The following is a 19,747-nucleotide window of genomic DNA, read 5'->3' as shown; positions in this document are numbered from 1 at the left end:
TTTTGTGAAACAAAGTTAAAAATTATTTTAATTCATGCTTAAAAATTTTTTTCTTTAGACTATTTTTGCAAATTGCAAGCCAAAGAAATAGAATTTATGCAGATTTCAGAAAAGTACAATCCACAGGAAACAGAACAGAAATGGTACAATTACTGGTTGGAAAATAAGTATTTCCATTCAGAGCCTAATGAAAAACCACCATATACCGTGGTCATTCCACCGCCAAACGTGACGGGGATATTACACATGGGACATATGTTGAACAATACCATTCAGGATGTTCTGGTCCGTCGTGCAAGAATGCGCGGATTTAATGCTTGTTGGATTCCGGGAACAGATCATGCTTCCATTGCTACCGAAGCTAAAGTTGTTGCTAAACTGAAGTCTGAAGGAATCAATAAGTCAGATATTACCCGTGAACAATTCCTTGAGCACGCTTGGGAATGGACTAATAAATATGGAGGAACAATCCTTGAGCAGCTTAAAAAATTAGGATGCTCATGTGACTGGGACAGAACTCGTTTTACCTTAGAGGATAAGCTTTCGCAACAGGTTATCAAAAGCTTTGTAGATCTTTATAATAAAGGATTAATCTACAGAGGATACAGAATGGTAAACTGGGATCCTGAAGCAAAAACAAACATTTCGGATGAAGAGGTAATTTTTAAAGAACAGAACGGAAAATTATATTTCCTTAAATATAAGATTGAAGGTTCAGAAGAGTTCCTTTCGGTAGCCACTACACGTCCTGAAACTATTTTTGGGGATACTGCGGTATGTATTAATCCTAATGATGAGAGATATGCTCATTTAAAAGGTAAGCATGTAATTGTACCGATCGTTAACAGAGTAATTCCTATTATCGAAGACGAATATGTTGATATTGAATTTGGAACAGGAGCCTTAAAGATTACTCCTGCACACGATACCAATGACTATGAGATCGGGCAGAAACATCAGCTGAAAATGATTGATGCATTAGATGATGACGGGAACCTTAACGAACACGGTCTTCATTATGCAGGACAAAACAGATTTGATGTAAGAAAGCAGATCGCGAAAGAATTAGAAGAAAAAGATCTTTTACTAAAAGCAGAAGATTATGTAAATAAAGTAGGAACATCTGAAAGAACTGGGGCAGTTATTGAACCTAAAGTTTCAGTACAATGGTTCCTTAAAATGTCTGAAATTGCTAAACCGGCATTGGATGTAGTAATGGATGATGAAGTCAAATTCTATCCGGATAAGTTTAAAAATACTTACAAGTACTGGATGGAGAACATCCGTGACTGGAATATCTCCCGTCAGCTGTGGTGGGGACAACAGATTCCTGCGTTTTATTATGGAGACGGAGAACATGATTTTGTAGTTGCTGAAACCAAAGAAGAAGCTTTAGAATTAGCAAAACAAAAGACAGGAAATCAGGACCTGACTATAGAAGGTCTTAGACAGGATGATGATGCGTTAGATACCTGGTTCTCTTCATGGTTGTGGCCAATGTCTGTATTTGATGGATTACTTGATCCTGAAAATAAAGATATCAATTATTACTATCCAACTTCTGACCTGGTTACAGGACCGGATATTATTTTCTTCTGGGTAGCGAGAATGATTATGGCCGGATTGGAATATAGAAAAGAAGTTCCATTTAAGAATGTTTATTTTACAGGAATCGTAAGAGACAAGCAGAGAAGAAAGATGTCAAAATCTTTAGGAAATTCTCCGGATCCGCTTGAGCTAATGGATAAATATGGAGCTGATGGAGTTCGTGTAGGGATTCTACTGAGTTCTGCAGCAGGAAATGACCTTCTTTTTGATGAAGATTTAATGCTTCAGGGAAGAAACTTCATGACAAAGATCTGGAATGCTTTCCGTTTGATCAACATGTGGAATCATGAAGACAAACCTGCAATCGCTACAGATCACCAGGCAATCGAATGGTTCGAAAATAAATTAAATAAAACGATTGTTGAGATCAACGATCAGTTTGAGAAATTCAGAATTTCTGATGCCCTTCACTTGATCTATAAATTAATTTGGGACGATTTTTGTGGTTGGTACCTTGAGGCAATTAAACCAAACTACGGAGAAGGTATTTCTAAAGAAGTTTATCAAAAAACAATATATTTCTTTGAAGAGCTTATGAAGTTACTTCACCCGTTCATGCCTTTCTTAACTGAAGAATTATGGCAGACGATTTCAGAAAGAAATATTGAAGAAGCTTTAGTGATTGCTCAGCAGAAAGAAGCAGGTGCATTTGATGAAGCTATCATTAAAAATTTTGAGACTGCAGCAGAATTGATCTCTGGAGTTAGAAATTACCGTCAGACAAAAGGAATTTCACCAAGAGAAGCTGCCGAGATATATACGAATGCTACTGAATTTGCAAATGAAGCGGTAGTAAGAAAGTTGGCAAACGTATCTGAAATTCATTTCGGAACGAAAACAGATAAGCCAAGTTTTACATTCCTTGTTGGCGCAACTGAGGTTTCTATTCCTTTAAGTGAAAACTTAGATTTAGGAGAAGAAAAAGCTAAAACTGAAGAAGAATTAAAGTATCTGAAAGGATTCTTAATTTCAGTAGATAAAAAGCTTTCCAACGAAAAGTTTGTGGCTAATGCTAAACCTGAAATTGTAGAGGTGGAGCGTAAGAAACAAAAAGATGCTCTTGACAAGATTGCGATCTTGGAAGAGAAGCTGAAAAGTTTATAAATTTACAATAAAGACAATGCGTTGTCTTAATATCAGGCTGGGTACAGATGAAAACTTGTATCCAGCCTGATGGTTTAAAGAATAAATAAAATGACACATATAGAAAACATAAAAAAGCTATTTTCGAAGGACTTTGTAGAAAATCCGTTATTAGAAAGCTTTGAAGTAGGGAAAATTTATCTTTCCAGTGGAAAGCTGGTCGCTTGTGATCCTTTAATCACTAATGATATGCTTCCATTTTCTACAGAATTTCCAAAAGGAGAATTTTCTGTGATGCTGCATAAGGAAAGAGAAAGCAATTGCGTAGCCTATGCGGAAATTATTTTCAATACTAAAGAAATTAAAGACTGGAAGCTCGCAACTACTGCGGGACAGAATATTAAAGAACTGGCAGAAGGGGAGGTTTTTGGATATCCTGTAGAAAGCGGTATGGGCTGTTTTATGGATGTGGATACTCAAAATAGTCTGAATGAATTGGAGCAGAAACTTTATCAAAACAAAGGTGGAGACTTCATGGGAATTTATGAAGAGTTTTTCCATGGACATTTCTTTGATGAAAATGGTGCAATAGATCAATATGCATTTCTAAAGCCTTCAGAAGCTCATCCTGGGACAATATTTGCTTTTGAGACCGGATATGGGGAAGGTTTTTATGCCAGCTACATTGCTTTTGATAAAAATCAATCGCCAGTGAAGATTATTACAGAATTTATTGAAATAAGTTAGGTAAAATTAGTTATTTTTGGCATGGAATTTAGTCTGTTATAATTTTTAAACTAATATCAAAACACAATGAATTTCTCATCAGAACAACCAAAAATTATCGTTGTAGGCAGCTCCTCAATAGATCTTGTTTTGGAAACCGATAAACTTCCCTTACCTAACGAAACGGTTCTAGCTGTTAATTCAGAAAGCTATTTTGGTGGAAAAGGAGCCAACCAGGCAGTAGGAACTGCAAGATTGGGAGCCAGTGTTTATTTTATAGGTTGTGTTGGAATGGACCCTTTGGGACAGCAGATCATGAGAAATCTGGTGGGGGAAAATGTGAATGTAGGCTTTGTACATGAAACAGATAAAGAGTCAACAGGAACAGCTTATGTAACCACTTCTGAGGGAAATGCCGCTATTGTAGTGGTCCCTGCTGCCAATAAATACCTTAATAAATCTCATATTGATGAGGCTGACCGTTATTTCCATACTTCTGATCTTGTCCTTATACAGCTTGAGGTTTCGATGGATGTTGTGGAATATACAGTGAAAAAGGCTAAAAAATATGGTAAAAAAGTAGGACTGTATGCTTCTCCTGCTATGAGGGTGAGTGATGAAATTTTGGAAGCGGTAGATTTTATTGTAGCCAAAAGTAATGAACTGTTTATTATTTTTGGTGAAGAAAAAAGAGAAGAAGTCCTTAAAAAATATTTTAATAAAGTATTTGTAAGAGATGATACCAATTCTACCATTTATTTTGACGGTACAGAAATGAAGTATTACAGGAAGAATAAAGATAAAACTGTTTATAAAATGGGGATGGGTGATGCATTTACTTCAGGATTTGCAATTGCACTTTGCCATGGGAACTCTGTTGAAGACTGTGTGAAATTTGGAAATGATGTTTCATCCCGGGTTTCCGGAAGTAAAGGATCACAAACTGGCTTACCAAGAATGTCAGATTTCTTTTCTTAAAGCTATTTACGGCATATCGAAAGTTCAAAACTAAACATAATAATATACTGAAAATGTCCACTTTTATAGTGGATTTTTTCTTTTCATCCTATGGAAAAACTAATACTTACCACAGAAGATCATGCCTCCCTGACTGTTCATCTTTTTCAGCCTGAAAAAAATAATGGAAAATTATTGCTTATTAACTCTGCAACGGGAGTTAAGCAACAGGTCTATTTCTCTTTTGCAAAATACTTTTCGGAGCAAGGGTTTACTGTGATTACTTATGATTACAGAGGAATAGGACTATCTAAACCGGAAAACATGAAAGGTTTTCATGGGTCTATGAGAATTTGGGGTTCACAGGATTTTAAAGCAGTGACAACTTATATTAAGAATCAGTTTCCTGAGTATAGAAAGTTTTGTCTGGGACATTCTGTAGGAGCTTTAATTTTAGGAATGAATAAAGATTCTGAAATGTTTGAAGAATTTATATTTGTAGGAACCCAGAATGCCTTTGTAGGAAACCTCAGGCTAAAGACAAAAATTGAAGCATACCTCGGGTTCGGAATTGTACAGCCATTAACCACCTCATTGCTAGGATACTTTCCTGCCAATTGGTTCGGGCTGGGAGAAAGTCTTCCAAAAAATTGTGCATATGACTGGAGAACCTTAATTTTAAACAAAAAATCAACCAACAGACTGTTGGAGAAAATTGATGATTATTCTAAAAATTTAACACAGAAAGTATTTGTAGTTCGTGCTGAGGATGATGTATGGTTAACAGAAAAAGGAGTTCTGAGCCTTTTAAATAATACTTATCCTAATCTTAAACCTACGTATAGACTGGTGAAAACTGCAGAGTCTGAGAAAAAAGAAATAGGTCATGTTAATTTTTTTAGAAGCTATAATCACAAGCTCTGGGATATTATTTTAAATGAACTGATAGATTAATGAAAAGTACAATTAACAACACTGTAGAATTTGTAAAGGAAAAACTAGAGGGTGCAGAAGCAGGACACGACTGGTTCCATATTGAAAGAGTATGGAAACTTGCTAAGAAAATAGCTGAAACAGAAGAGAATTGTGATCCCAATGTAGTAGAATTGTCTGCATTATTACACGATATCGCAGATCCTAAATTTCATAACGGAGATGAAACCATAGCTCCGAAAATATCCAGAGAATTTTTAGCAAAGCAAAATGTTCCCAATGAAACCATTGAAAAGGTTTTATTTGTGATCGAAAATATTTCATTTAAAAACAGAAGTCAGGCACCTGCCGATCCATCTATTGAACTACAAATTGTGCAGGATGCTGATCGTATTGATGCTATTGGAGCCATAGGAATTGCCAGAACATTCAATTTTGGAGGGTTTAAAAATAATCCGATGTATGATCCCAACGTCCAGCCTGATCTCCATATGTCGAAAGAGCAATATAAAAAGTCTAATGGTACAACCATCAATCATTTTTATGAAAAATTATTGTTGCTGAAGGATCTGATGAATACCGAACATGGGAAAAAAATGGCACAGGAAAGACATGATTATATGCTGAATTTCCTTGACCAATTCTATAAAGAGTGGAATGTAGATTAGACATTCTCTTAAAAAATCTGAAATCAGTATCTTTGCAGTATGGTATTTTTCATTCTTGTTATCTTTTGGGCGTGTATATTTTCCTTGATTTTATATAAAGTAAAATCAGGAGGAATGGCAAAATGGGCAAGACTGTTCCGTATTGTAACAGTAGTTTCTTCCATCTCAATTTTTACGTATTGGTTTATAAAGAAAAGTGCTGTGGCATTTGTGGATAACTCTGTAGGACTACAAGTTGTTAATAAACTTCCTCAAGCATTGGATTTTTATCTTATTAATGTCAATAAAATTGATAATACCACTAGCCTTGAACCTAAGCATATTGGGAAAATACGTCCGGAATATTACAGGATAGAATATCTGAAAATGGACAAGTCTGATGAGTATTGGATTGTAGGTTATCTTGGAAAGAAAAATCTGGTGTATTTTTCACAGCATTCTGTTCCTAATAAGAATATGGATCAGATTGTGGAAGTACAGAATTATATCAACCAAAGCATGAAACTGTCTGAGGCTGCTAAAAAACAGGTGGATGCTTACAATTATGAAAATACAAAGCTGGGAATCTGGATTACATTGGACTTTCTGCTTTTATTTCTCAATCTGGTATTGCTTCTGAAGAAAAATAAATAAGTTATATATTCTCTCGCAGATTTCACAAAATCTGCGAGAGTTTTATTATTAAGGATAATCCAGAAGGTGCATAATCTGTTCTTTAAATTCCTCAGGACATTCTTTTACTAATTTATCTTTGTTCTGTTTACTAATCTGATGAGGTTCCAGCCATTCAATTTTATTGGAGTTCAGGCTATGGCTATCATATACCCTTTTTATAGTATGGTCTTCATAGAAGGTGTATTCGTCGCCAAGCCAGTTGCTGGAGACGCTGATTGTACAAATTTCCTTTTTCATGACATTGATTTTTTTAAGTATACCATTATTCACTATGAATGGGTATTACTCTAATTTATAAAATTTTCCGTTATGAAAAGGCTTTTGTTGTAATTTGAACTGTAAATTAAAATTAGTCTATTTAAAATTTTAACTAAAATAAGCTTCCCATATTTTCAGTGGCCATTTGAGGAATATGGATTTCTGTTTTCCATTCTTCATTCATTTTTTTGATGAAATAAGCGGAAAGAAGTGGAGAGGCTTTTTCAATATTCTGATGGACAAAGAAATAGAGATTCTGAAGCCCGTCTTTTTTCCATTGAGTAAGGTGTTTTAACCAATCATCCAGTCTTTCATAATCACTTTCTGCATTGGCTCCTACATATCGGATAAACGCATTGGGAGTGGTAAGGCGCATGTGAAGCATATCTCTTCTTCCGGCGGTATCTACAATAATATTAGTGATATTATAAGTTTCAAAAAGCTCACAGGTAGTGTTTAGAATTTCTTCATCAGTAAACCATTCCGTATTTCTGAGTTCTATAGCAAGAGGAACTTCTTTAGGCCATTCTTTTACAAATTTTTCCAGCCTGTCATAATCTTTTGGTTTAAAGTTATCATGAAGCTGAAGGAAAGCCATTCCAAGTTTTTCATCAAAATTCATCACGGCTGATGCAAAATGGGTAACGGGATCTGTAACGTCAATCAGTCTTCTGAAGTGAGAAACAGTGTTGGTAATCTTAGGAAAAAACTTAAAATTTTCCGGAGTTTTTTCTTTCCAAGTTTTTACCTGATCCGGAGTGGGCATTCCATAAAAGGTAGCGTTTAATTCAATGGAATTAAATTGAGTGGCATAATATGTTAACTCATCTTTGGTTCCTTTGGGATAGAATCCTTTAAGGTCCGTTTTGTTCCATTTGGCACATCCGATTGAAATATTTTCCAGTCCTTTTTTATTAAGACTTAAAATTTCTTTAGTTCTGGAGTGATCTTTAGGAAGGGTGAAGTCTATTTTTGATGGGTCTTCTACTTGTCCGAATTTCATATTAAGCGGTTTTAATGTTTAAAATTAATCATTTTTTCACTGTATTTTCATAGAAAGGGTATAAAATGAAGAAGAAAATTACATGAACATTAAGCTTTTTTTAAGGAAATGTTAAACTTTATGTTACGCAATGTTAATTCTATGTTACCATACTTCATCTTTCCTCAATCTAATTTTGCAACAAGTTTTGTAGCAATAAAAATATGAAGAAAAAATTGATCTGTGCTTTTGCTTTATTATCTTTTGGATTTGCATTCTCACAGGAAACCAGCTCTAAAATTTTTGGAAGATTAAAAGGTGTTTCTTCTGAAGTTACAGTAAGGGTAGTACATATTCCTACCAATAGTACCTTTGAAACCAAAAGTAATAGTAAAGGACAGTTTAGTTTAGATAATCTTCAACCGGGAGGTCCTTATAAATTGGAGATATCTGACGGGTCACAGGTTATTTATGAAAATCCTAATTTACAACTTTCATTAGGAAACAACGATCTTCCGGTGGTAGAAGTTGGAAACAAGGAAAAGACCATTGATGAGGTGAAGATTACCTCGAAAAAGACTAATGTAAAATATGGAGTTGGGATTAGCCAGGCGCAGATTTCAGGGCTTCCCAATATTAACCGGGGGATCCAGGATGTTACCAAATTAGTTCCTCAGAGTGCCAACAACTCTTTCAATGGAACCAATTTCCGTTATAATAACGTTACGATTGATGGTTCGATCAACAACGATGCAATTGGTTTCAGTCCTTCATTAGGAGGCCAGACCGGTACTTCAGGGATGCCTGGAAGCAGCACGCGTTCCAATTCAATTAGTTTGGATGCCATTCAGGATGTACAGGTGTATATTGCTCCTTATGATGTGAAGCTTGGAAATTTCCTTGGGGGAAGTATCAATGCGGTAACCAGAAGCGGAAGCAATGACGTTACGGGTTCTATGTATGTGTATGGTAGAAATGCAGCAATCACAGGAAGAAACAGAGTAGGTGATAATTCGAAAATGCCAAGTGATTTCTCTGATTTTATTTATGGAGGAAGAGTAGGGCTGCCAGTAGTGAGAGATAAAGTGTTTTTATTCACAAATCTGGAATATACCAAAAGGGTAGATCCGATATTTTATAACGCCAATGATCCCAATGGATTGATAAACGAGTCTGTGGCTCAGAACATTTCAGATTTCGTGCAAAAGAAGTACGGATTCAATGTAGGAAGCTTTAACGGTTACAATAACTTTTCTGAAAGTGCTAAGCTTTTTAATAAGCTAGACTGGAAGATCAATGATAAGCATACTTTATCCATCAAAAATAATACGGTATTTTCCCAGGCATCCAACCTTGAAAGAGATGGTGCCAATTTCAGATTTTCAAGTATGGATTTTGTTCAGAAAAATACGGCTTCTACAACTACCCTTGAATTGAAAAGCCGTTTTAATGATAGATGGAATAACAATTTAGTGGTTGGTTATTCTTCTATTCACGATTATAGAGATCCTACTTCTGCGAATGCGATGTTCCCGCAGGTTGAAATTACCCATAACGGCGGAACTATTTTGTTAGGAAATGACAGAGAAGCTACTGTTTTCAATATGAAGCAGAAAACTTTTGAAATTACGGATAACCTTACCTATAAAACCGGAAATCATACTTTCTTATTAGGAACTCACAATGAGTTATATAATATCAATTATGGATTTGTAAACGCCTTGAATGGAAGAATATCTTATAAGTCACTAAATGATTTTTATAATGGTACACCTGCAAGGATAAGAGGAACCTATCCTTTTAACGGAAACAGCAGACAAGAGCTTTTCGACAATCCTTATGCGCAATATAAAGTTAACCTTCTTTCATTATATCTGCAGGATGAGATCAATTTGGGAAGAGTGAGACTTTCACCGGGAGTAAGGGTTGATTATACAGATTTACCTAATAAGCCCCAATTAAGTCAGGCTGTTAATAACTCTCCTCAAGACCCTTATTTCGGAAATACTTATAGTTATACTCCGTTAAGCCAGCTAACCAATAGTTATCTTAACAAGCCTACCTTATCTCCAAGACTTGGGTTTACCATCGATGTTACGGAAGACCGGTCTATGGTATTAAGAGGAGGTTCGGGTATTTTTGTAGGAAGAATCCCATTTGCATGGTTAGGATATGCTTATTATAATGATGGAGTAGGTTTCGGAAGCTATGATTATAATGCTCCTACTACTGCACAGATTGCTGCTAACGGAGATCCGTTGGTGGGAGCTAATTTCCCGAAGTGGCAAAATTCTTCAAAAGTACAGGTTGACCTTATTGATAATAACTTTAAGATGCCAAGAGTATGGAGAAGCTCCCTTGCATTCGATTATACCCTTTCCGGATATAAACTGACATTAGAAGGGATTTACACCAAAGTATTGTATGACCTTAAATTCCAACAGGTAAATAAAACGGATAATGTGACCTACTACAGTTATGATGTTAATCACGAAATGCCGATTTATACAACGAATATCAATAGTAATTTTTCTAATGCATATCTATTATCCAATACAAAAGATGGGTACCGTTACAACCTGACGGCTCAGATTTCAAAATCATACAATTTCGGATTTAATTTCTTTGCAGCCTATACGTATGGTGATGCGAAAGATATAACGAATGGTATCAGAAACTCGATGGAAAGTAACTGGCAGATGAATCAGTCTCTGACTCCAAATGATCCTAAGTTGACAACTTCCAATTTTGCCATCAAGAATAGGATCGTAGCTAACCTTGGATATGCGTTTAATATTTCCAAATCTAACAGGTTATCTACCAATGTATATTTTAATGCTCAATCAGGAAACCCTTTCTCATGGGGATTTATAAACAGTACAATTGCCAATACGGGGCAAGCGGCAGGCCTTGCTTATATCTTTAAAGATGCTGCTGAAGCGGCTAAATATATTGTTCCTATAAAAGATGGATCAGGAAATGTACTGGTAACTGCTCAGCAACAGGTTGCAGATTACGAGAACTTCGTTAATAACAATGATTACTTGAAATCAAGAAGAGGAAAGTTTACCGAAAGAAATGGAGATACCACCCCTTGGAATATTCAGGCAGATATCAGAATTATGGATGAGATCAGATTGAGTGAAAAATCTAAGAACAATATCCAGATCTCTTTAAGTATCATTAATTTCACTAATTTATTGAATAAAGATTGGGGTAAAGTGTACTTTGTTCCTAATACTTTCAACTCTACCGCCAGCGTAGGGCTTACAAAAGTTGGAAATGTGGCACCGGGACAACCTTCAGCCGGAGATCCTACTTATACCTTCAAAACACCGGGATCTGCTTATACAATAGATCAGTTTGCATCAAGATTCCAGGCTCAGATAGGAGTAAGGTATAACTTCTAATTACTACTTTTTTATATTACTCAATATACTTCTTTTTCAAAGGTTCGGATTTTCTTTCCGGGCCTTTTTTGCTGTGTACAATAAAAGAAGAAATAATATTACTTAATACTAATTAAGCAATATTATCTCTTCCATTCCATCAAAAAAAGATCTTTTTTGATTATTTATTTTATCGTTTGTGTTACCATTCTGTTTGAAATGGCAGAGTAAATACAGCCGGTAGTTTTTAAACTGACAGTAATTGTAGCCGGAACAGATCGATAAGCAGTGTCACCATAAGGTTCAACAATTTTACCATTGGAATCTTTCACTGTTCTTCCTTTTACTGTATAAGTCATAGTTGCTGTTCCGGTAAATCCACTTGAAGGACTGAATGTGACAATACCTGTTGACTTGTTGTAGGTCCATGTCCCTTCAGTAGTTATTTTTTTACGGTATAACGTAAGATCTGTATCGCTGGTCTTAGCAAAACTGAAGGTTGAATAATCAATATTGGTATTGCTTCCAGTGGGGGGAGTCGTAATGCTGATAGGACCTTTGTAGGCTATATCATTATTGAAAACCGGGATATTAACTGATTGAAACTTACACGTAGAAGCTGCATCATCATTTGTCACTGCTGAATAAGGAAGTGTTAATTTTACATTTCGGATAATATGTTGCTGGAATGCGGCACCCGTAGAAGCTGCAAAACCTAGCTTTAGAAAGGCTGGAGTTGTTGCATTAAGCGTTTGGGAAGTTGCAGCGCCTTCTGTATCCGAACTATTAAAGTCAGTAGTTTGAGGATTGGCATTTTCTGTATAAGGTACGGAGGTTTTATAATGATAATAATTGATGACATTAACAGGTGTTCCGTTTTGTGTTGTCTGGATATCAACTTTTATATCAAATCCGTCTGTGGTGGTACTGCTTATAAAATGGGGAATCAGGTCAAGGTACACTTTTCTGAATTCTCCAGCATTGTTTCTAAGATCAAACACTGACGAAAGGGTGTTGGAAGTAGTCAGGTAGCTTCTGTCAGTTTGTAATACCCTGCCCACAGTTCCCGAATTGCTTAAAGTAGATCGTGTAATCAGAACAGGATATCCTGTAAAACCATCTCCTAACCCTGTTGTATTGATCGCAGCGCCTTTTGCACCCCTTAAGGTGACATGACTTGTGGGTTGAGACCAGGTTACCCCTGCAATTCCATTTACCCTTGATTCACCCTGAAAACGCTTGGATTTAAAATTCCCAAACTCATCCAGTGCAATCCCGAGATAAGCGGATGATAAACCTGCCTTTCTCTGACTTGCGTAGGTATTCTGCGCTCTGTTATATGAATAGCCAAGGCCTGCTCCCGGAGCACCAATTGTAGGGCTTGTCACGGCTCCGTCATATAAGAAAAAAGATAAACCGTCTCCATAAGTACCACTTAAAGGGGTCCCGTTTTTCATATCATATTCAAACTCAACATGAAGTCCGTTTACCGAAGTAAACGTCCTTCCATTGATAAATAATCCTCCAAATTGCCCTGAGCTTGCAGGAGTAAGTTGCACTCCTGTAGAAGTATGGGAGGCATTTCCCTGTATCGTAAGTTCAGAAGCTGAAGCTGCATTCATAAGTGAATTAGAATAGGAATAAAATCCATAAATACTTGCGACTTCAGTACTGTCTGTCTGTGCATACATAAAGTTTGTAAGCAATCCAAAAACCAGGCTCATCAAAGACAGCCTTTTAAAATTCTTTTTCATGGCTGCTTATTTTACAACGAATACGATGTTGATGAAAGATGCTGAAGTTGCATTTGATAAAACATCATAATTCAATACACCTGTGCTGCTGACGCTGTTTATTTTAAAAACAGATGGGTCATAGCCTGTCACGTAATAATATAAATCTGTTGCATTGGGGAAAAAAGGGATTGAAGCCGGAGCAGATGCACTTCTTGCATTTGTTGGGACATTCGAAAACTGATTTTTATACAATGTGTACAGATCTTTCGTTTGGCCTGTTGAAGTTGTTGTGGTGTCAAAAACAACACTCGGCATGTAGAAAAATTTGGATACATACGGAGAAAGACAGGTCCAATCCGGGGTTGCAGGGGTTCCTACATTTTGGCTGATGCATTTTTTGTTGGCATCAAAAATAATAAGTCCCGTAGCTGGATTGGTAATAGCAGATAGATTGCTGATTCTTGGTAGAAGTACGCCTCTGGAAGTACTTGTAACATCTAAAGCTGCGCTTTGATCAGGAGTAGTAGTATTGATTCCTACCTGTGCGTAGAAAGTAATACTGGCCATAGCCATCATTAGGGTAATAACTTTGTTCATTTTCGAAATAATTTTTTGTGTTTATATTGTAGCAATTTTTGCTAAGAGTAATTCGTTATCTGAATTTTATTTTTTGTGTTTTTAAATTAAAGGAAGAATTAGAACACTCTATATTGTGTTGTATTGATGGTGTATTTTTTTCTCTTTATGTTGTGTTTTAAAAAAATAATCAGTTGTAATAATTTGTTTCCCAATCACCAAAGAGTTTATTAATTTAAAGAGAATACAATCTTTATTTTGTATTAAATTTATGTTTAATAATAAGCTTGATTGTTAGTATTTTATTTGTTAAAAACTGATTTATTTGGTTTATCTTCAACAAATGTAAATAAAATTACTTCATATTAATAATAGAAAGTCAATGATATAAGGACTTGATTCACTGTTTGGGGAGCGAAGGTCTGATATTTTCAGTATTAATAGATGATTAAATAAAAATAAGTTTTTTAAACCTAAATGTTAAATTTTTGTTAAATTTTGATTATAATAAAAAAGACACGCTAAAAAGCGTGTCTTACTATATAGATGTTTATTATTTGTTCCTCTATGCCTCGCAGCTTGAACAAGATACAAAGTTCACCATCATTTCTTTTGAAACAGAAGAACTTCTTTGGTAGTAAAGTGTTTTTACTCCTTTTTTCCAAGCCTCAATATAGAGATAGTTTACATCTTTTACGGGCATTGTAGAAGGAATCTGAAGATTCAATGATTGTGCCTGGTCAATGTACTGTTGTCTTTGTGCAGCCTGAGAAATAACTTCCATCGGAGAGATTTCCTTAAATGTTTTGAATACTGCCTTTTCTTCAGGAGTAAGCTCATTCAGGTGCTGTACAGAACCGTGGTTCAACATGATTGTTCTCCATGTTTCTTCGTTATCTAAGCCTTTTTCTTTTAATAATTTTGCCAGGTATTTGTTCTTACGCATAAAGTTTCCTTTAGCAAGACCTGCTTTATAATAGTTAGAAGAGAAAGGTTCAATTCCAGGAGAAGTTTGTCCTAAGATGGCAGAACTTGAAGTGGTAGGAGCAATAGCCATTGTAGTAGTATTTCTTAATCCGTATCCTTTCAGTACGTCCGGCTCTCCATAGATGTTGGCTAACTCTCTTGAAGCCTGCTCAGCCTGTTCTTTAATGTGTCTGAATGCTCTTGCATTGAACTGAGTTGCTTCAAAACTTTCAAAAGGAATCATGTTTTTCTGTAGGTAAGAATGGTATCCTAAAACTCCTAATCCAAGAGCTCTGTGACGCATGGCGAAGTTTCTTGCTCCTTGTAAGTAGTAGTTTCCTTCAGTTTTATCAATGAACTCAGATAATACAGCATCCAGGAAGTATACCGCTAATTTAACAGCATCGGTATCTTTCCACTCATCATACAATTCAAGGTTCATGGAAGACAGACAGCAGATGAATGATTCTTCCATGGTGGAAGGAAGCATGATTTCAGAACAAAGGTTACTTGCGTTTACCGTCATTCCAAGGTCTTTATACACCTGTGGTTTGTTTCTGTTGACGTTATCGGTGAAGAAAATATAAGGAAGGCCTTTTTGCTGGCGGCTTTCCAATACTCTTGCCCAGATTTTACGTTTGTCCATATCCCCATCAATCATATCCTGCATCCAGTAATCCGGAACACATACTCCCGTGAACAGGTTTTGAATAGGGCTACCGATATCTTTAATGGATAAAAATTCTTCAATATCTCCGTGGTCAATGTCCAGATAAGCTGCAAATGCTCCTCTTCTTACGCCTCCTTGAGAAACAACATCCATTGCTGTATCAAAAAGCTTCATGAATGAAACCGCTCCGGAAGATTTTCCGTTATCTGTTACAGCTGTCCCTCTGTTTCTAAGTTCTCCAAAATACCCTGAAGTTCCTCCTCCGATTTTTGTCTGCATGATAACCTCACCCATTTTATGAGTAATTCCTTCAATGCTGTCCGGAATGTGAGCGTTGAAACAAGAGATGGGAAGACCTCTCTCTGTTCCCATATTAGCCCATACAGGAGAAGAGAAACTGATCCATCCTTTTGTAATCATTTCTTTGAAAGCGGGCTGAAGTTCCGGCTTATATAATCTTTTTGCAGCAGCAGTGGTAATTCTGTCGATAGCTCCGTCTACCGTTTCACCTTTCAACAGATATCCTCTGTTCAGCATTTGCTCAGACTCTTCATTGAGCCACCATATATTTGAATTTTGCTCTTCCATAGATGTTATATTTTCGAATTCCGGAATGAGATTACCACTCCGGAATTTTGTTTTTTTTATATTATTGATTGTAAAAATTCTACTTTGTGAGAGTCGTTCAACCCACTTTCATCTCTTACTCTTTGAAATTCCTTAAAAGACGGAATATTCAAAACTTCATGCTGAACTTCTTCATTGATGTAGTTTGAATAATGTAGAAATGTAACGCCATCCTCCTTTACGAAAACCTTATATTCAAATGCTGACTGATCCAGGTTTTTGAAATCTTCCAGAAACTTTTGAATATTGGCTTTATTTGAAGAAACAAATTCAGGTTTTACGGTATAGCTTACCATTACATTAATCATATCTATTTGTGTTTATTAAGTCAACGGTTGTTCTGTTTTTTGAAATATAAGAAATTTTTTGTTCCTAATACTATCAGCTTTGACGCTCGCTTCGCTCGCGCCTTTACGTTAGAACAAGTCGTTTGCTGTAATACTCTTATCGTGTTTTGTATAGTCTACAGGTCTTTTTGCAAAGAAATCATCTAGTGAATTAGCGAAAACTTCTTCTTCGAACCATACCATTGGTCTGTATTGTTCCGGAGTGATGTTGTATCTTGTTTTCATGTTGATTTTCTTCAAGCTGTCATCCACGCGATACTTCATGAAGTTTAATAGATCTTCTTTGGATACGTTGTCGATTTCTCCTAATTCGAAGATCCAGCTAAGGATATCTCCTTCTTTTTCGATCGATTCGTCTACAAGGGTGTAGATATCTTCAATATCGCTTTCTGTTAAAAGGTCAGGCTGTTCTTCACGGATCTTGTTGATCAGATAGATTCCTGCGTTAGCGTGAATTTGCTCATCTACAGAAGTCCATGCGATAATATTGGAAACATTTTTCATGAATCCTTTGAATCTTGTAAAAGAAAGGATGATGGCAAACTGAGAGAAAAGAGAAACGTTTTCTACCAAGATACTGAATAGCAATAAGGCAGAAACATATTCTTTTGGAGTAGCAGAGTTAGCATGTTTTAAGGCATTTCCAAGGAACTCAATTCTACCTTTTACCGCTGGAATTTCAATGACATTAAGGAATTCGTCATTATATCCTAATACCTCCAGTAAACGGGAATATGCTTCAGAATGACGGAATTCGCATTCTGCAAAAGTAGATCCTAATCCATTGAATTCCGGTTTCGGAAGGTGGTTGTATAAATTCCCCCAGAATGTCTTTACAGACACCTCAATCTGTGCAATGGCTAAAAGCGCATTTTTCACAGCATTCTTTTCATGTGGTTCCAACTGCGAATGAAAATCTTGTACATCTGCAGTAAAGTCCACTTCCGAATGTACCCAAAATGATTTGTTGATGGCTTCTACAAATTGAAGAACCTCCGGGTATTCAAATGGCTTATAGCTTATTCTCTTATCAAAAATTCCCATATTAAATATCTTTATAATTAAATAATTCAGATCTCTGTGGATAATGTTCAGAAGGTGTGTAACTTTTTGTTTTTGTGGTGGTTGTGAATTTAAGTTATTCACACTGCAAGTTTTCGTTTCTGAGCAAAATCTAATGACAAAGTTCGAAAAAAAGAACTGATTTTGAAAGAGGTAAATACTAATAGACTGACTTTTAGCTGTAAAAGTTTTCCACATTTACATGAAACAGGCTCGAATAATAGGCTAGAAGGGTATATAGAGGATAAATACATGGAAAACTTAAGTTACAGTTAAACAAAATTTGATAAACTATTTTAAATAAAGGCTTAAGGTGTTAAACAAAAAAATATTTGAATAAATTTTCATTCTTGTAACAATTTGAAAATATCATCTACTTATTGGGTATAAAACATACATCACTTAATGCTAGTAATTCAGGATTTACACAAATCATACGATACGGGAAAAAGTAAACTTCATGTTTTGAAGGGTATTAATCTGGATATTTCAGAAGGAGAGTTTGTTTCCATCATGGGGAGTTCCGGTTCCGGAAAATCTACACTTCTTAATATTATTGGTATTCTGGATGAAAAAGACTCGGGAACTTACGAATTGGATGGCGTTCCTATTGAGCATTTATCAGAAGTAAAAGCAGCAGAGTACAGAAGTAAATTTTTAGGATTTATTTTCCAGTCTTTTAATCTTATCAGTTATAAAACAGCGCTTGAAAATGTAGCACTTCCATTATATTACCAGAATGTGCCAAGAAAAGAACGTAACCAGAAAGCTTTGGAATATCTGGAGAAAGTAGGTCTTACACAGTGGGCAAACCACCTTCCCAATGAACTTTCAGGAGGACAGAAGCAGAGAGTAGCAATTGCAAGAGCACTTATCACAGACCCAAAAGTAGTATTGGCCGATGAGCCTACCGGAGCATTGGATTCAAAGACTACGCATGATATTATGAAACTTCTTCAGGATATTAATAATGAAGGAAAAACCATCATTGTGGTAACTCACGAACCGGACGTAGCAGCACAGACGAAAAGGAATGTAATTCTGAAGGATGGTGTCATTGAAAGCGATGAGTTTATTAAGCAGATTGTGCTTTAGACAATTTGATAATTTGAAAATGAGATAATTTGAAAATTGAATGATTTTATTCTTTTGATTTTTCAATCTTTTAATAGTAATAAAAATGTTTGACCTAGATCGTTGGCAGGAAATATTCAGTTCTATCCGTAGTAATGTACTTCGGACGGTACTTTCGGGATTTACGGTAGCTTTGGGGCTGTTTATTTTTATTGTACTTTTTGGAATAGGAAAAGGGCTTCAGAATGCTTTCTCAGAAGGGTTTGCAGGAGATGCCAAAAACCTGATTACCATTTATACAGGAAAAACAACTTTAGCCTATAAAGGATTACAATCCGACAGGACTGTAAATATGAATAATGATGACTACAATTTTCTTGTCAATACAGATAAAGAGAAAGTAGATGCAGCCAGCCCAAGGTATGCTACCAATTTAATGGTAAAATATGGTAAGGAGAGTGGTCTTTATCAGGTGCATGGTGCAGAACCGGGAGAGCAGGTTATTGAAAACAGAAAGCTTGTTGATGGAAGGTATATTAACTCCTTCGACTTAGCAAGAAAACAGAATGTAGCCGTTATCGGAAGAATGGTTCAGAGAGACCTTATTAAAAATGGAGGTTCCATCGGGAAGGAGTTAGATATTAACGGGACAATGTTTAAAGTTGTAGGGGTATTTTCAGATGATGGTGGAGATAGAGATGAAAGACATATTACGGTACCCATTACTACTTTACAGCAGATGAAAAAAGGCTCTGACACTGTGAATACGGTTTATATTGCCTATAATGATAAACTGCTGAACCCTCAGGATGCCATTAAATATGGAGATGAACTGAGAGATAAGCTGAAAGCGAGAAAAAATGTTTCTCCTGATGATGAAAATGGAGTCCGTGTCTGGAATAATGCCAAAAATATGAATGATACTTTCACTTTTATGGCAGTACTAACTGCAATCGTAGGGTTTATTGGCTTGGGAACTTTATTGGCAGGTATTATCGGGATCAGTAATATCATGGTGTACATCGTAAAAGAAAGAACCAAAGAAATTGGAGTACGAAAAGCCATAGGTGCAAAACCGGCAGGAATTGTTGCCCTGATTGTTCAGGAAAGTGTTGTGATTACAGTAGTCTCTGGATTTGTAGGAATAGGAATAGGTGTCTTAACATTAAACCTGATTGGTGATAGCCTAGAAGAGTTTTTTATTAAAAGTCCAAGTGTAGGCTGGGGATCCATCGTTATGGCATTTGTTGCATTAGTGTTCTCCGGATTGATTGCAGGATTTGTTCCGGCATACAGAGCCTCAAGAATTAAACCGATTGAAGCATTAAGAACAGAATAGTAATTTGAAAATGAAATAATTTGGAAATGCAGTAATGATGACAGTCTGTTGATTTACTCTTTTACAACTAT

Annotated in this window: 16 protein-coding genes; 9 read left to right on the top strand and 7 right to left on the bottom strand. The window is 36.0% G+C overall.

The genetic code is table 11. The features are described 5' to 3' along the window. The first annotated feature begins 96 nt into the window (after nucleotides 1-96). From NBX25_RS17010 to NBX25_RS16985, 6 genes are all read left to right on the top strand, one after another. The gene (locus tag NBX25_RS17010) at nucleotides 97-2,712 is read left to right on the top strand and encodes a valine--tRNA ligase (RefSeq protein WP_123910336.1); all 2,616 of its coding nucleotides are present in this window, start codon (nucleotides 97-99) and stop codon (nucleotides 2,710-2,712) included. Between the two features lie 90 nt (nucleotides 2,713-2,802). Then, nucleotides 2,803-3,438, top strand: coding sequence for a DUF4241 domain-containing protein (locus tag NBX25_RS17005; RefSeq protein WP_250254495.1), 636 nt, complete (start codon nucleotides 2,803-2,805; stop codon nucleotides 3,436-3,438). A 66-nt stretch (nucleotides 3,439-3,504) separates the two neighbouring features. Further along, a complete protein-coding gene (locus NBX25_RS17000) occupies nucleotides 3,505-4,395 on the top strand; it encodes a ribokinase (RefSeq protein WP_123910340.1) in 891 nt (296 codons plus the stop codon). 90 nt (nucleotides 4,396-4,485) lie between these two features. Then, entirely contained in the window at nucleotides 4,486-5,328 is an 843-nt protein-coding gene (locus tag NBX25_RS16995) for an alpha/beta hydrolase family protein (protein ID WP_250254493.1), read from the top strand. Further along, nucleotides 5,328-5,975, top strand: coding sequence for an HD domain-containing protein (locus NBX25_RS16990; protein ID WP_123910344.1), 648 nt, complete (start codon nucleotides 5,328-5,330; stop codon nucleotides 5,973-5,975). The genes NBX25_RS16995 and NBX25_RS16990 overlap by 1 nt, the downstream gene beginning before the upstream one ends. A gap of 114 nt (nucleotides 5,976-6,089) precedes the next feature. Then, nucleotides 6,090-6,608: a hypothetical protein gene (locus tag NBX25_RS16985; protein WP_164464450.1), complete on the top strand. Its 519-nt coding sequence runs from the start codon at nucleotides 6,090-6,092 to the stop codon at nucleotides 6,606-6,608. A 48-nt stretch (nucleotides 6,609-6,656) separates the two neighbouring features. Here the strand turns inward: NBX25_RS16985 and NBX25_RS16980 are convergent, their stop codons facing one another. Then, nucleotides 6,657-6,887 carry a hypothetical protein gene (locus NBX25_RS16980; protein ID WP_123857402.1) on the bottom strand — a complete coding sequence of 77 codons (231 nt, stop codon included), beginning with the start codon at nucleotides 6,885-6,887 and terminating at the stop codon, nucleotides 6,657-6,659. Nucleotides 6,888-7,020: 133 nt separating this feature from the next. Next, nucleotides 7,021-7,911 (bottom strand): DUF72 domain-containing protein, encoded by an 891-nt coding sequence (locus NBX25_RS16975; protein ID WP_123910348.1) that lies wholly within the window; start codon nucleotides 7,909-7,911, stop codon nucleotides 7,021-7,023. A gap of 203 nt (nucleotides 7,912-8,114) precedes the next feature. Here NBX25_RS16975 and NBX25_RS16970 point away from each other — a divergent pair, with 203 nt between their 5' ends. Continuing rightward, nucleotides 8,115-11,300 carry a TonB-dependent receptor gene (locus tag NBX25_RS16970; RefSeq protein ID WP_250254491.1) on the top strand — a complete coding sequence of 1,062 codons (3,186 nt, stop codon included), beginning with the start codon at nucleotides 8,115-8,117 and terminating at the stop codon, nucleotides 11,298-11,300. Between the two features lie 164 nt (nucleotides 11,301-11,464). On the opposite strand, the gene NBX25_RS16965 is transcribed toward NBX25_RS16970, so the two are convergent. The 5 genes from NBX25_RS16965 to NBX25_RS16945 form a co-directional block, all read right to left on the bottom strand. Continuing rightward, on the bottom strand, nucleotides 11,465-13,033 hold the full coding sequence (locus NBX25_RS16965) for a hypothetical protein (protein ID WP_250254489.1): 1,569 nt from the start codon (nucleotides 13,031-13,033) through the stop codon (nucleotides 11,465-11,467). A gap of 6 nt (nucleotides 13,034-13,039) precedes the next feature. Further along, on the bottom strand, nucleotides 13,040-13,612 hold the full coding sequence (locus tag NBX25_RS16960; RefSeq protein WP_123910354.1) for a phage tail-like protein: 573 nt from the start codon (nucleotides 13,610-13,612) through the stop codon (nucleotides 13,040-13,042). Between the two features lie 544 nt (nucleotides 13,613-14,156). Then, nucleotides 14,157-15,815, bottom strand: a complete 1,659-nt coding sequence (locus NBX25_RS16955) for a ribonucleoside-diphosphate reductase subunit alpha (RefSeq protein WP_123857397.1) — start codon at nucleotides 15,813-15,815, stop codon at nucleotides 14,157-14,159. A gap of 56 nt (nucleotides 15,816-15,871) precedes the next feature. Then, nucleotides 15,872-16,162, bottom strand: coding sequence for a hypothetical protein (locus tag NBX25_RS16950; RefSeq protein WP_123910356.1), 291 nt, complete (start codon nucleotides 16,160-16,162; stop codon nucleotides 15,872-15,874). 108 nt (nucleotides 16,163-16,270) lie between these two features. Beyond that, nucleotides 16,271-17,245 (bottom strand): ribonucleotide-diphosphate reductase subunit beta, encoded by a 975-nt coding sequence (locus NBX25_RS16945; protein WP_250254604.1) that lies wholly within the window; start codon nucleotides 17,243-17,245, stop codon nucleotides 16,271-16,273. Between the two features lie 423 nt (nucleotides 17,246-17,668). Between NBX25_RS16945 and NBX25_RS16940 the strand changes: the two genes are divergently transcribed. Then, nucleotides 17,669-18,358, top strand: a complete 690-nt coding sequence (locus NBX25_RS16940; RefSeq protein WP_123857395.1) for an ABC transporter ATP-binding protein — start codon at nucleotides 17,669-17,671, stop codon at nucleotides 18,356-18,358. 85 nt (nucleotides 18,359-18,443) lie between these two features. Further along, entirely contained in the window at nucleotides 18,444-19,676 is a 1,233-nt protein-coding gene (locus NBX25_RS16935) for an ABC transporter permease (RefSeq protein ID WP_250254487.1), read from the top strand. Nucleotides 19,677-19,747: the final 71 nt, after the last annotated feature.

Source organism: Chryseobacterium sp. Marseille-Q3244 (assembly GCF_940807095.1).
GTDB lineage: Bacteria > Bacteroidota > Bacteroidia > Flavobacteriales > Weeksellaceae > Chryseobacterium.
This window is presented reverse-complemented; position numbering and strand designations above follow the sequence as displayed.

Bases quoted from the DNA above. Each gene is read 5' to 3' on its own strand.
- NBX25_RS17010 (WP_123910336.1), top strand. From the start codon at position 97: ATGCAGATTTCAGAAAAGTACAATCCACAGGAAACAGAACAGAAATGG.
- NBX25_RS17005 (WP_250254495.1), top strand. From the start codon at position 2,803: ATGACACATATAGAAAACATAAAAAAGCTATTTTCGAAGGACTTTGTA.
- NBX25_RS17000 (WP_123910340.1), top strand. From the start codon at position 3,505: ATGAATTTCTCATCAGAACAACCAAAAATTATCGTTGTAGGCAGCTCC.
- NBX25_RS16995 (WP_250254493.1), top strand. From the start codon at position 4,486: ATGGAAAAACTAATACTTACCACAGAAGATCATGCCTCCCTGACTGTT.
- NBX25_RS16990 (WP_123910344.1), top strand. From the start codon at position 5,328: ATGAAAAGTACAATTAACAACACTGTAGAATTTGTAAAGGAAAAACTA.
- NBX25_RS16985 (WP_164464450.1), top strand. From the start codon at position 6,090: ATGGCAAAATGGGCAAGACTGTTCCGTATTGTAACAGTAGTTTCTTCC.
- NBX25_RS16980 (WP_123857402.1), bottom strand. From the start codon at position 6,887: ATGAAAAAGGAAATTTGTACAATCAGCGTCTCCAGCAACTGGCTTGGC.
- NBX25_RS16975 (WP_123910348.1), bottom strand. From the start codon at position 7,911: ATGAAATTCGGACAAGTAGAAGACCCATCAAAAATAGACTTCACCCTT.
- NBX25_RS16970 (WP_250254491.1), top strand. From the start codon at position 8,115: ATGAAGAAAAAATTGATCTGTGCTTTTGCTTTATTATCTTTTGGATTT.
- NBX25_RS16965 (WP_250254489.1), bottom strand. From the start codon at position 13,033: ATGAAAAAGAATTTTAAAAGGCTGTCTTTGATGAGCCTGGTTTTTGGA.
- NBX25_RS16960 (WP_123910354.1), bottom strand. From the start codon at position 13,612: ATGAACAAAGTTATTACCCTAATGATGGCTATGGCCAGTATTACTTTC.
- NBX25_RS16955 (WP_123857397.1), bottom strand. From the start codon at position 15,815: ATGGAAGAGCAAAATTCAAATATATGGTGGCTCAATGAAGAGTCTGAG.
- NBX25_RS16950 (WP_123910356.1), bottom strand. From the start codon at position 16,162: ATGATTAATGTAATGGTAAGCTATACCGTAAAACCTGAATTTGTTTCT.
- NBX25_RS16945 (WP_250254604.1), bottom strand. From the start codon at position 17,245: ATGGGAATTTTTGATAAGAGAATAAGCTATAAGCCATTTGAATACCCG.
- NBX25_RS16940 (WP_123857395.1), top strand. From the start codon at position 17,669: ATGCTAGTAATTCAGGATTTACACAAATCATACGATACGGGAAAAAGT.
- NBX25_RS16935 (WP_250254487.1), top strand. From the start codon at position 18,444: ATGTTTGACCTAGATCGTTGGCAGGAAATATTCAGTTCTATCCGTAGT.